Source organism: Bacillus sp. 5RYD7K (assembly GCF_059831465.1).
Map to the genome: position 1 here is coordinate 469,765 of NZ_CP191200.1, position 13,209 is coordinate 482,973.

Annotated in this window: 12 protein-coding genes; 2 read left to right on the forward strand and 10 right to left on the reverse strand. The window is 50.4% G+C overall.

What is annotated here, in order from left to right; all coding sequences use genetic code 11:
* The first annotated feature begins 168 nt into the window (after positions 1-168).
* Entirely contained in the window at positions 169-1,608 is a 1,440-nt protein-coding gene (locus tag ACQE26_RS02385; RefSeq protein ID WP_500470559.1) for an ABC transporter permease, read from the forward strand.
* Between the two features lie 14 nt (positions 1,609-1,622).
* Complete coding sequence (locus ACQE26_RS02390) at positions 1,623-2,306, forward strand: ABC transporter ATP-binding protein (RefSeq protein ID WP_500470560.1); 684 nt, start codon at positions 1,623-1,625, stop codon at positions 2,304-2,306.
* A 104-nt stretch (positions 2,307-2,410) separates the two neighbouring features.
* Here ACQE26_RS02390 and ACQE26_RS02395 read toward each other — a convergent pair whose 3' ends face one another.
* From ACQE26_RS02395 to gerKA, 10 genes are all read right to left on the reverse strand, one after another.
* Complete coding sequence (locus tag ACQE26_RS02395; RefSeq protein ID WP_500470562.1) at positions 2,411-3,757, reverse strand: MmgE/PrpD family protein; 1,347 nt, start codon at positions 3,755-3,757, stop codon at positions 2,411-2,413.
* Positions 3,754-4,905, reverse strand: coding sequence for a M20 peptidase aminoacylase family protein (locus ACQE26_RS02400; RefSeq protein ID WP_500470564.1), 1,152 nt, complete (start codon positions 4,903-4,905; stop codon positions 3,754-3,756). The genes ACQE26_RS02395 and ACQE26_RS02400 overlap by 4 nt, the downstream gene beginning before the upstream one ends.
* A gap of 17 nt (positions 4,906-4,922) precedes the next feature.
* Entirely contained in the window at positions 4,923-5,672 is a 750-nt protein-coding gene (locus ACQE26_RS02405) for an amino acid ABC transporter ATP-binding protein (protein WP_060963614.1), read from the reverse strand.
* Between the two features lie 13 nt (positions 5,673-5,685).
* Positions 5,686-6,360: an amino acid ABC transporter permease gene (locus ACQE26_RS02410; protein WP_003156350.1), complete on the reverse strand. Its 675-nt coding sequence runs from the start codon at positions 6,358-6,360 to the stop codon at positions 5,686-5,688.
* Positions 6,361-6,382: 22 nt separating this feature from the next.
* Positions 6,383-7,174, reverse strand: a complete 792-nt coding sequence (locus ACQE26_RS02415; protein WP_500470566.1) for an amino acid ABC transporter substrate-binding protein — start codon at positions 7,172-7,174, stop codon at positions 6,383-6,385.
* Positions 7,175-7,202: 28 nt separating this feature from the next.
* Positions 7,203-7,694: a GNAT family N-acetyltransferase gene (locus ACQE26_RS02420; RefSeq protein WP_016937272.1), complete on the reverse strand. Its 492-nt coding sequence runs from the start codon at positions 7,692-7,694 to the stop codon at positions 7,203-7,205.
* A gap of 13 nt (positions 7,695-7,707) precedes the next feature.
* Entirely contained in the window at positions 7,708-9,030 is a 1,323-nt protein-coding gene (locus tag ACQE26_RS02425; protein WP_500470567.1) for an LLM class flavin-dependent oxidoreductase, read from the reverse strand.
* Positions 9,031-9,201: 171 nt separating this feature from the next.
* Complete coding sequence (gerKB, locus tag ACQE26_RS02430; RefSeq protein WP_500470569.1) at positions 9,202-10,320, reverse strand: endospore germination permease GerKB; 1,119 nt, start codon at positions 10,318-10,320, stop codon at positions 9,202-9,204.
* A 24-nt stretch (positions 10,321-10,344) separates the two neighbouring features.
* Positions 10,345-11,571, reverse strand: coding sequence for a Ger(x)C family spore germination protein (locus ACQE26_RS02435; RefSeq protein ID WP_438421187.1), 1,227 nt, complete (start codon positions 11,569-11,571; stop codon positions 10,345-10,347).
* Positions 11,558-13,198 (reverse strand): spore germination protein GerKA, encoded by a 1,641-nt coding sequence (gene gerKA, locus ACQE26_RS02440; protein WP_500470570.1) that lies wholly within the window; start codon positions 13,196-13,198, stop codon positions 11,558-11,560. The genes ACQE26_RS02435 and gerKA overlap by 14 nt, the downstream gene beginning before the upstream one ends.
* Positions 13,199-13,209: the final 11 nt, after the last annotated feature.

Here is a 13,209-nt window from a genome sequence, read left to right on the forward strand (position 1 = left end):
TTTTACCCGGATATTTTCGCGTTTCACAATTGTTAGTTTTTATTTCATCACCCGGAAATAGTTTGTTCATATTTTTTTCATACATTTCTCCTACTATATACATATCGGATGACCGGTGCTAAAGAAGGCCTATTTTACAATATCTGACACCCGCACGGAGGAACCGACATGAACTTTATAAAAAGAGCCTTTTGGAGCATGAAGGCAAAAAAGGGAAAAACATTTTTGCAGCTGGTTGTGTTTTCAGTGATTTGCATTTTTGTCCTGTCCGGTCTTACGATTCAAACTGCGGCAAAGAAATCAAGCGAACTGGCAAGGCAGCAGCTCGGCGGAAGCGTCACACTCCAGGCTGACCGCCAAAAGCAAATGGCGCAGCAGCAAAAAGACGGTGAAAAGAGGTCGTTTGAGTCAACGCCGATTTCCGTCTCGGATGCAAAGAAGCTTACATCCTTACAGCACGTTAAAAATTACAACTTTCTCACGACAGCGTCAGCAAATGCAGAAAGCTTTGAGGCGATTGAAAGCTCAGACGAGTCAGCCAATAATAATTCCGGCGGCAGCCGTTTTCAAGGCGGCGGAAGACAGATGATTTCAGCGGATATTTCGGTCGAAGGCGTGCTCTCTGCGGCATTGCTTGACGATTTCACGAGCGGCGGCTCAAAAATCACTGACGGACGCAATATCACAAAAACAGATGCGGACGCAAAAGTCGCCGTGATCAATGAAACGCTGGCAGATCAAAACAAGCTGAAGGTCGGCGGCTCCATCACGGTTTCTTCAGCGACAGATGATTCGGTGAAAACGAAGCTTAAAATTGTGGGAATCTATAAAACAACATCATCAGGAGACGATCAGGCACAGCATTTTTCGTTCTTAAATCCTGACAATAAAATCTATACACCTTACACCGCCGCGGCGGCGTTAAAAGGATCTGATAACAAAAACAACATCAGTTCAGCCGTTTATTACATGGATGATGCCAAATATATTGACTCATTCGTTGCGGCTGCGAAAAAAACATCCATAGATTATAACACCTACACGCTGACGGCGAACGATCAGGTGTATCAGCAAATGGTCGGCCCGATTGAAAATGTCGCATCGTTTTCTAAAAGCGTGGTGTATCTGGTATCCATCGCGGGCGCGGTCATTCTCGGATTAATCGTGATGATGTCGATCAGGGAACGCAAATATGAAATGGGTGTCTTAATGGCGATCGGTGAAAAGCGCTGGAAGCTCATCGGACAATTTTTAACGGAAATTCTGGCTGTCGCTGTCATTGCCATCGGCATCGCATCCGCAGCAGGCAGCCTTGTGGCGAATCAGCTCGGAAACCAGCTTCTTTCCCAGCAGATCAGCTCAGCCGATGATTCACAGCAGCAATCAGCAGGCGGCTGGGGCGGCGGAGAAATGTCGCACAGAGGCGGCATGTTCGGCCAGCATTCATCCAGCGCGGACGTCATCAGTACGATGCAGGTAAACGTCTCGCTGAATGATCTTCTGATTCTTGGCGGAATCGGCATCGCGATTGCCGTCATCGCCACATTACTGCCGTCTGTATCAGTCATGCGGCTTCATCCTAAAACCATTCTGACCAAGCAGGAATAAGAGGAGGCAGCGTAATGAGCTTATTAACCTTTCAGCAGGCCGGCTATTGGTACAAAGACAAAACACAGCCGCTGTTTCAGAATATAACGATCAGCTTTGAAAAAGAGAAGTTTTATACAATTGCCGGCGCCTCCGGAACGGGAAAAACCACGTTTCTGTCACTGGCGGGCGGCCTTGATACACCTAAAGAGGGAAGCATCCTTTATAACGGAGAAGACATCTCCAAAATCGGATTAACTAAATTCAGAAATCAATATGTTTCTATCGTCTTTCAATCTTATAATCTGATTCCGTATATGACGGCGCTCCAGAACGTCACAACGGCGATGGAGATTACCGGTTCTAAGGGGAAAAACAAAGATGCGTTCGCGCTCAGCATGCTGGAAAGGGTCGGCATCACGGAACAGCAGGCCCGGCAGCGGGTGCTGACATTAAGCGGAGGACAGCAGCAGCGGGTTTCGATTGCGCGGGCTTTCTGCTGTGACACGGATTTGATTTGCGCGGACGAGCCGACGGGAAATCTCGACGAGGATACGTCAAAGGAAATCGTCCGGCTCTTTCAGGACCTGGCGCATAAAGGCGGCAAATGCGTCATCATGGTCACGCACGACGAACAAATCGCCAAAGTTTCGGATATCAACATCCGCTTATCAAGAGGAAGTTTCACGGTAAAAACAAACGGCACGGCCGTTTCCTGATACCGCGCCCCTGCCAGCGCAGACAGGGGCGCACCCTATATCCCCCCTATTCAATAGAAGTGAACGTAAAAAAAGCGAGGGCTGCATCCCCTCGCTTTTTTTATTTATATCAGCTGTAAATAGCGTTCAATATTTGATTGGCCGGCTGCTTTAATCAATTCTTCCGCCTTTTCCTCTTCCCCCGGCAAAGCGAGCCGGAGTTTGTCTTCAATGTCTTTTTCAGAAAGACCGTTTCCCGGCGCTCCCTTCGGACAGTCGATACGTGTTTCATAGACATGATTGCCGGAAGCCGTGACCCGTACAATTGTAAAACGGCCCTTCGGAACGGCGTTGTCAGCCGGCTGAATTTGATCATCATAGCTTCGGTGAATCCTCGCAAACCCCTTTTGAAGGGATTCCGGAATCAGCTCGGAGGTAAAGTGTTTTGCTGAAAAATCTTTACCGTGCAGAGCCAGGGCAATCACATATTCCACGCTGAAGCGCCCCGCTTCGCCTGTTTTCGGGCGCCGTTCTGTCAATGCGGCATCCCCGCCCGGCGGATAAATAACGTCGGTCCGTTCCATTTGGCCGAAAGTGAGACCGTGCTCAGCCTTCAGCTTGAGAATGGCGTCCGCCGCGTGATGGGCTGCCGAACAAAACGGATAAACCTTAAACCAAAGCCCCGGGCTCACAATCCGCCAAGGGTTTCCCCATCCGTTTAAAAGCACGGTTTCTGCCCGTTCAAGATCGCCGTACAGCCCGAAGAAGCCTTTCTCCCCGTCAAGCGCATGATCCGACCCGCCAAAACCGGCCTTCGCAAGCTTTACGGCGAACAACCCGGCTTGAGCGGCCAGTCCGGCATGAAGCGGCTTCATTTCTGTGCCGAACTGCACCCGCATGCCTCCGGAACGGGCGGCCGCAAAGCCGATCGCTTTTTGCAATTCGTTTTGATTGAGGTTCTCCATGAAACCGACGGCGCAGGCCGCCGCAATCGCGCCTAACGTTCCCGTATTGTGCCAGCCTTTCTCGTAATGGTGTCTTCCCGCTGACTCACCGAGCCGCGCCATCACTTCGATGCCTGTCACGTAAGCACCGAGAAAACGGCTTTCGTCTATATGGCCGGATGATGCCGCTGCGATCAGAGCCGGAAGGATGACCGCGCTCGGATGTCCTCTTACATCAGAATGAACATCGTCAAAATCAAGCGCATGGGCAATGAATCCGTTAATCAGCGCGGATTGGGACGGCGTTGTTTTTTGATTTCTGCCGATAAGCGGAGCTGTCGGCGCCCCGCCTTCTTCTTCGGCCAGTTTAATCAGCTTCTCAATGCCTTTATCCCGTCTCCCCGCAAAGGCTGCCGCTGTAAAATCAAGCAGGCCTTTGCGCGCTTCTTTCATCGCTTCGGCGGATGTTTCCGGTACAGACGACATGACGGCCTGAGCAAGCCCGGCCGTCAGATGTTCCGTATTCATTCCCCCTGCTCCAATACATTAACGGCCAGCCGGGCGAAAAACTCAGCCGCTTTCGTGAGCGCTTTTTCGTCGAGTGTGAAGGCGGGATGGTGCCATTCTTCCGTTCCGTTTGTTCCCATCCAGACGAAGAAGCCGGGGATTTTTTCTTGATATAACGCGAAGTCTTCCCCGCCGGGAGACTGTTCTGCCCGAACCGTTTGAAGCCCGAGATCTTCAGCCGTCTGTTCCGCCGCATGGATGAAACGGGCGTCGTTCATCACTGACGGAAGGTAAGGATACCAGCGGAATTCGGCTTCTGCCCCGAATCCGGCCGCGATTCCTTCGGCAACCCGCTTCATATGTTTCGGAACAGCGTCACGCGCTTCTTTTTGAAACGTCCGGACGGTGCCTTCCATTTCCACATGGTCCGGGATGACATTCCAAGAGCTGCCGCCTTGAACTCTTGTGATGCTGACGACGGCGTTGTGAAGCGAGCTGATATTTCTGCTGACAACTGATTGCAGGCCGCCGATGATCTGCCCTGCCGCCTGAATCGGATCAATGCTGTTATCAGGGATTCCGGCGTGGCCGCCTTTTCCTTTAACAGTGATTTCAAAGCGGTCCACACTTGCCATCAGCGGGCCTTCTTTCAGACCGACCGTACCGACGGGGAGGTCGGGTTTGTTATGCATGCCGAAAATTGCCGATACACCGTCAAGCGCGCCGGCTTCAATGACCTGTCTCGCTCCGGCGGCGATTTCTTCCGCGGGCTGAAAAATAAACCGCACCGTTCCTTTCAGCTCGTGCTTTCTCTCATTTAATAAGAAAGCCGTGCCGAGAATAGATGCCGTATGGAAGTCGTGGCCGCAGGCATGCATGACGCCGCTGTTTCGCGAAGCAAACGGAAGGTTTGTTTTCTCTTCGATCGGCAATGCGTCAATGTCCGCTCTGACGGCGATGACCGGGCCGCTTTTGTCTCCTTTGATTTCGGCGATCACTCCGGTTTGAAGTTTTGGAATATCAAGAACCGTGATCCCCTCTTCCTCCAGCCAGCGGCGGATTTTATTCGTCGTTTCGTATTCCTCGCCTGACAGCTCAGGGTGTTCATGAAGGTCGCGGCGAATATTGATTAAACGTTTGTTTAATGATTCATACGTTTCTCTTGCCATTTCTTCTTCGTCCCTTCCTATACAAGCTCAGCAGGCTCTCCCACTTGCTTTATAAATTTTTTCGTCCGTTCGTTCTGCGGATTGTCAAACAGCTCTTCCGGTGTTCCCTGCTCGATGATGCGTCCGTCCGCCATAAAAATGACCTGGTCGGCCACTTCACGCGCAAAAGCCATCTCATGTGTGACGATGACCATGGTTGTCTGTTTTTCGGCAATTGATTTGATGACTTGAAGCACCCCGGTTACAAGCTCAGGGTCAAGGGCCGAAGTCGGTTCATCCAGTAAAATCGCGTGAGGGTCAACGGCCAAGGCGCGCGCAATGCCGATCCGCTGCTGCTGCCCGCCTGACATCGTAATCGGGTAGCTGTCCGCTTTTTGCTCTAAACCGACTTGCCGCAACAGATCCATACCGATCTGTTCCGCTTCTTTTTTCGGTTTCTTTTGCGCGGTGATCAGCGCTTCTGTCACGTTTTGCAGCGCGGTTTTGTTTTTGAAGAGATTGTAATTCTGAAACACCATCGCCGTCTGCTGGCGAAGCTTGTGTACGTCTTTGCGCGAATAGGACACTGCATTCAGCTTGGCATCACCGATTTCAATAATGCCGTCATCCGGGCGCTCCAGCAGATTCAGGCAGCGGAGGAGCGTTGATTTTCCTGAGCCGGACGGACCGATGATGGCCGTGACTTCGCCGCTTTTGATCTCAAGATCGATCCCGTCAAGTACGGTAAGGTCTTTAAATGCTTTTCGAATATGTCTGACTTGTATCATCCTGAGCCTCCTCCTATGTGCGATAAGGCTTGCTGATCGCCCGTTCGAGCAGATCCTGCAGCACGCTGTAAATAATCGTAAGAATCCAGTACATGACCGCAACGGCTAAATACGTCTCAAAATATTTGAGGTTGCCTGATGCGTACATTTTTCCTTGGGCGAACATCTCCATCACTCCTAATGTAAAGGCGAGCGATGTTTCTTTTAACAGGCCGATAAACGTATTTCCCGTTGCGGGAAGCGCGTTTCTGACGGCCTGCGGGAAAATGATCCGTCTGTACGCCTGTGATTTTGTCATTCCGACGGACAGGCAGGCTTCAAGCTGCCCTTCATCGACTGAGTTGAGCGCGGCGCGGAAAATTTCAGCCAAGTAGGCGGCATTCTTCAGGCTTAACCCGATAATCGCCGCCGTTAACGCCGTCATCTTGCTCATTCCGGGGAACAGCTGAGGCAGGCCGTAATAAATTAAGAAAAGCTGGACGAGCGTCGGCACACCCCGGAAAAATGAAATATACACCTTTGACAGCTGGTGAAGCACAGGAATACGATTTTTTGTGATAAGCGCTAATATAAGGCCGCCGATCACGGCAAATACCATGGCCGCGACAGCCATTAGTAATGTGATCGGCAGGGCTTCGATTAACGCGGGAAAAGCTGAAAACATAAATCCCCAATCAATGCTGTTCATTCTCGATTTTCACCGCCGTTTCTTAATGCTTTGCTTCCGTTGTAATGTCTTCTTTAAAGTACTTTTCAGACAGCTTTTTCAGCGTGCCTTCTTTCCGCAGTTCTTCAATGGCTTTGTCTACTTTTTTGCGGATTTTATCGTGAGCCGCATCCTTTGCAAACGGGAAGGCGACTTTTTCATAGACAATCGGATCTCCTGCTAATTTCAGAGGCAGGCCGGTCTTTTTGATTTGGGCGATCAGGACGCTGCGGCTGTTTACATAAGCGTCAACACGCCCGTAAGCCACGTCTTTCAGCGTGCCTTCTTGTGTTTCATACGTTTTAATGTTGATTTTTTTATCCGGGTCCTTGCTCTCAAGGTTTTTCGCGTGGTTTGAGCCGAGAACGGCCGCCACTGTTTTTCCTTTTAGATCATTGACTGATTTGATGTCTTTGTTGTCGTCTTTGACGACGATTTGAGTGCCCGCATACGAATACGGTTCTGTGAAGTTATACGTTTTCTTGCGTTCGTCCGTGACAGCGACCTGGTTTGAGATGGTGTCGAGTTTGCCGGTCTGGAGCTCTCCCATCAGTCCGCTGAATTCAAGCAGCTTCCAGTCCAGCTTCATGTTGATTTTTTTCGCAACGGCTTCCATGACATCCACGTCAAAGCCGGTCAGCTTGCCGTTTTCTTTATATGCGAACGGATAGCTTTGCCCCGTGGCGCCGACATGCAGCACGTTAGCGCCGCCTTCGCTTTCTTTGCCGTTTCCGCATGCTGATAAGACCGCCAGAAGAGCGGCAGAGAGCAGCAAAGCCCATGTTTTCTTCTTCATTGAAATCCCGCCTTTTCCTATTCATATGTTAATCGTGCAATTGTTTTTTTAAATAGATGGTGATGTGCCCTTTTCCTAAATCCTTTTCGCCTGCGCGGACGTAGCCTTTCCGCTCGTACATGCCGATCAGCCACGGATGCTTGTCCGCTGTGCCCAATGATACGAAGGGCGCTTTTAGTGTATCGCGGAGCACTGTATTCTCCAGCCACTCCAGCATGTCTGAGCCTGTCCCTTTTTTTCCGGTTTCAGGGTCGACGGCGAACCACCAAATATGAGGGACACCGTACGGACCGGGATTCGGCCCCCACGGCATCCGCAGAGAAATCGTCGCCACGATGCGTCCGTCTTCCTCCAGAACGTAACAGGCGTTTTTTTGTATATTATTCAAAACGAGCTCTTTGTCCGCCGTTGCCGCGGCAAAGTTGATGCCGAGCTTACGGATCGGTTCATATGCCCTCAGTGTCAGTGAAAGCAGTTCATCAGCGTCCGCTTCCGTTGCGAGCCGGTATCGTTTTGACATAATGAGCCCTCCTTTAATCGGCATATCGGTTTGCCGGTTTTTCCAGTCCAAAATGTTCTCTCAGCGTCGTTCCTTCATACTCTTTTCTGAACACGCCCCGCTCTTGTAAAATCGGAATCACTTTGTCTACAAAAAGAGCGAGACCTTCAGGCAACAGCGGCGGCATGATGTTGAAGCCGTCACAAGCTTGTTTTCCGACCCATTCCTCCATCTTATCGGCAAGCTGTTCAGGCGTTCCGACAAAGATATGATGGCCTCTTGAGCCCGCCACATATTTGTACAGCTCGCGGATGGTCATGTTATCGCGTTTGGCCATCTCCTGAACGAGCTTGAACCGGCTTTTAACGGCATTTGACGCTTCCGCATCCAATTCAGGCAGCGGGCCGTCAAGCGGATAGGCGGAAAGATCGACGCCGCCCAGATAGTTTTGCAGAATGTTCAGGCCGACAGACGGGATGATGAGGTCTTGAAGCTCTTCATATTTGGCCCGCGCTTCTTCTTCGGTATCGGCGATAACGGGAAAAATCCCCGGCATGATCGCGATTTTTTCAGGATCACGGCCGTAAGAAGCCGCTTGTTCTTTAATAGATTGATAGAATTCCTGCGCGGATTCCAGATGATTTTGCGCGGTGAAAATGACCTCCGCCGTTTTAGCTGCCAGCGCCTTTCCGTCACCTGATGAGCCAGCCTGAATAATGACCGGGCGGCCTTGCGGTGTGCGGGCGACATTTAACGGCCCTCTCACGGAAAAATAGGTTCCTTTATGATTCAATTCATGCATTTTGTCTTTTTCGAAAAATGTCCCTGACTCTTTGTCGCGGATAAAGGCGTCTTCCTCCCACGAATCCCATAATCCTTTGACGACTTCCACGAATTCTTCCGCGCGCTGATATCTGAGATGATGCTCAAGATGCGTTTCGCCGCTGAAATTAAGCGCGGTCGATTCAATTGAGGATGTGACGACATTCCAGCCCGCGCGGCCGTTGGAAAGATGATCCAGCGATGCAAATTGTCTCGCGATATGGAACGGTTCGCTGTATGTGGTAGACGCGGTCGCCGTCAGACCGATGCGGGATGTGACCTGAGCGAGCGCCGACAGCAGGGTAAACGGCTCAAAGCGCGTCAGCACATTCGGATGCGATTTGCTGTCTATTGATAAACTGTCCGCCAAAAACAGCATGTCCAATTTCCCCCGCTCCGCTGTTTTCGCCAGTTCTTTGAAATAATCCAAATTCATGCTCGCGTCCGCCGGCGCCTCAGGATGTCTCCAAGAGGCGACATGATGGCCGGTGCCTGCGAGAAACACACCGAGTTTGATTTCTTTTTTCTTTGTCATGACGGATCTCCTTCTATAATGAAATACGGTGCGGAACATATTAACACCACTAAACCTATATTTCCTATTAAATTTATAAGAATAAATCAAAATGTACAATTGTCGGGCAAGTTTGTCAATGCATTAAGAAAAAAATCATGATTTTAAAAATAACCCGGCGCACCGGCCGGGTTATTTCTTCGAAACTGTATAGACGCTCCCTTTGACTTTTTTCTTGATGACGGCAATGATAAGCAGCAAGACGGGGAACAGCACTTGAAACGGAAGATGAATATAGATCGGCACAATGTTTAAGCCTTCATTCATATGTTCCGAAAAATTGCTTGCGATGCTGATGGAGAGAATCAGCACCCCCAATCCGACCGGGAAGGCCAGCTGGGACGGATTTTTTTCTTTAAACAGCGTGGACACGCCCACGACTACCGCATATGTAAAGAGGCTGACTTTGAAAAAACCGCCGATGACGAGCACGAGCATGAAAAAGACATCCAGCCGGTCTAAAAACTCTTCCACTTTAATCGTCTGTATGGTGCTCAGCAGCGGGAATTGAGAGCGGAGCATTAAGTTGACATCAAGCACACAAATATTAATCGCCACTGACATCGCCAAAAACAGGCCGCTGATGATAATCGCCAGAAATCCTGTTTTCTTCACCTTTTTCCGATCTCTTAAGTAGGGGAATATCATGACAAACACGATTAATTCACCGAACGGGATGAACATGGTCTGTTTAAATACGGAATAAATGACCGTCCCCATCCCGTCCGCCAAAACAGGCTGGAGAAATCTCAGGTTTATCGTGCCGGAGCTGATAATGAGGATCAGCCCGATGGCCGTCAGGAAATACATAATGCCAAACAGCAGCTCGCCGGCTCTCGCTATGACTTCAATTCCCTTTCTGACCGCAAATATCGCGGCGAGCATCAGCATGCCATTCACAATTAGAAGGGGCGTGTCCTGATATGCGAAGGTGACAAGCATTTCGCCAAAATCCCTCAATATGCGGGCGGCGATATAAGCAAAATAGAGAATATAAAGAAGAGAGACCGCCCAGCTCAGATGCCTGCCGATCAGTTCGGTCATGTAATCTCTCGGAGAGGACTCAGGAAAATATTGATACAGCGCCTGATATACGTAGAAAAGTCCGAGACCGGTAACGCACCCGAGAAGCACGGACAGCCATGCATCCCGCCCGGCCATCGTGCCCGGCGGGATCAATAACGAACTGCCCAATTCAAACAAAATGATCATAACAAACAGCTGGCGTGTGCCGATTTTCGCATTTTCCATACGCTTCGCTCCTTTCTCCTCAAATCAATCGTGCTCAAGCTTGTCTGAGAGAGGGTTATTCCGCAAGCCCGTTCTTCTGATAATGACTTCCGTTTTTACGTCCACGGGGATGTTGGGGAAAATTTCTTCATCCCACTTCCCTTCGAGCTTTTTCCATTTGTCCGGATGCTTTCGATAGATCAGGTCTCCGAACCCGACGAAATCATTCTTATGGGCTTTAATACCTTCAATTGATTTGGTGATATCTCTATCAAGCTGCGTGCTGAGCGCCTTTTGCATGACCATGATCACTTTCGGATCGGACAGATGGAATGGGTATCTGACAGCATCCACAAGCCCTTCGACCTCAGCATGAACGTGAATATGCGGTTTTCCGTTCGGAAAAGTGGCCGTCACCTTTGTATTCTGGCGGGTGACCTGCAGACTGATGGCATGCTTCACGTTCTTCCAATCCGCATTGATAAACGTATGCTTGATTTTGTTCAGCAGCCATACCGCGCCGACACTGTCGTCATCCTCAATCCAGTAGTCCAGTCTCCCATCCTTTTTGAACACCGCCAGTCCGTCCGCTGACAGCACCGCTTTCGGTTCAGTCGTCTGCGTATTTTCCATCGTAGGGCCGGCTTTATCGTCTCCGTGCATTTCATAACCCGGAATAAACGGCGACCCGGTCGGAGAAGCGAGATCAATCAGAACGTCCTGAAGGCTTGTTTTCACGACTCTGCCGTATTGTTCCTGTGTGAAGCTGAGCGTCTTGTTCACTTTATTGGAAGGGATTTTATCAATCGGCGTCAGTACTTTAATAATGTCTTCAGCCTTGCAATTATGCGCAATAACCGCGGTTGCGGTTGTTCTGAATTCGGTATCACGGTCAAGATTGTCCAGAATAAAATTGAGTCCTTCCTCTTTCGCGAGCTTTTCACTGAACACCACAAGATTCGTATGCGCAAAATAGAGCCTTCTGGACACCTTCATCGAGGCTTTTCTCAAAGCTTCCGTCATATTGTCTCCGGACACGGAATAGACGGAAACCGGCGGCCGGTCTCCCGCTCCGCCGCCCTGCAGGCCGCCGGCTACGTTTCCCGGGTTGATAATCTGAAAGTGAAGGACGTATTTTCCCGATTCGGTACGGTCAATACCGATGGCGGAGATTACGGCCAAATCGGTCAGCTCCCTTTTATCCCAGCATCCTGATACAAACATAAGAGAAACCATCGTACAAAGGAGGAGTATCCATTTACGTCTTTTCATTGCCGCCGCCCTCTTCTACATCTTTATTAACCATTCCTCTGGATGTCTCCGGTTTCGGTCTTTGATGTTCTCCTTGGCGCCTGTTGTTTTTCTGCACGAGCAGCCCCGGCCTTTTTTCATCCGCCCATAACGGAGCGCGGAAAATGGAATCCTTCAGCCCACCCGGGGTCAAAGGAGCGAGCGGGGACATATACGGAAAACCGAACGAACGCAGTCCGCACAGATGGACAAACATCATGATAATGCCCAGAATCAGCCCGTAAAATCCCATGACGGCCGCGGTCAGAATAAAGACAAACCGGATCAGGCGCGCAGATATCGCCATGTCAAAAGCCGGAGTCGCAAAACTGGCAATCGCCGTCAGCGCGACGACGATCACCATGGCCGGGGAGACGATGCCGGCCTGTACGGCGGCCTGGCCGATGACAAGCGCTCCGACTATGGAAACGGCGGAGCCGACCACTCTCGGAAGACGGACACCCGCTTCCCTGAGAATCTCGAAGGCCACTTCCATCGTCAGCGCTTCAATTACGGCCGGAAACGGCACGGTCTCCCGCTGGGCCGCGATGACAATCAGCAGCTGCGTCGGAATCATTTCTTGATGAAAGGTCGTCGCCGCCACGTAAATCCCCGGCGCCACCAGTGAAATGAAGAAAATCAAAACCCGAAGCAGCCGGATGCTCGTAGCGATATCAAATCGGGAATAATAATCCTCAACCGATTGAAAAAATTGAATGAATAAGGCCGGCGCGATAAGAACAAACGGCGTTCCGTCCACAATAATCGCAAATCTTCCCTCCAGCAGATTGCCCGCCACAACGTCCGGCCGTTCCGTATGATACACAGTGGGAAATACGGAAAACGGCGCGTCTTCAATAAGCTGTTCAATGTAGCCGGATTCCAGAATGCTGTCGATGTCAATGTGCTTGAGCCGGCTGCGGACTTCCTTAATCAGCTTTTTTTCGCAGATTCCGTTAATATACATCAGCGCGACGTCCGTATTCGTTTCGTGCCCGATCTCCATTTTTTCCACCCATACATCAGGATTTTTTACATACCTGCGGATCATGGAAATATTGGTTTGCAGAGATTCAGTGAATCCCTGCCGCGGTCCGCGGAAGGACACCTGAGTGCTCGGTTCTTCAATGGACCGTTGCTTTCCCCCTTCCGTGCTGGCGATCAGCGCCTTGTCAGCTCCGTCGACAAAAATGAGCGTGCTGCCCGCCACCAGCCCGGCATAAAGGCTTTTCCATTTCTCTTCTTCTTTTACTCCGCCGATCGCAAGCGTTTTTTCATATATCAGGCAGACCGCCTGTTCCGGCTGAACGGACGGGATGTCAATTAAATCCTCCAGCAGGGATTGGCTGACAAGCTGCTCGTCTACCAAACCGGCGATATACACGATCGCAGCCGGAAGCTCTTCTTTTCCGATTTTCAGCCGGCGGATGACGACATCGGCACTGTTGCCGAATCTCTCAGACAGCTTCTTCATATTTTCCTTTAAGCTTGCGGAGATCGGCTCTTCCCGCTCTTTATCTGATTTGGTTTCCGCTTCTTTTCTATCTTCATTGTCACCGTTCTTTTGATCGTCTTTTTTTCGTTTCTTCTGCTTAAAAAATGGCGGCATATCGCAAAAAA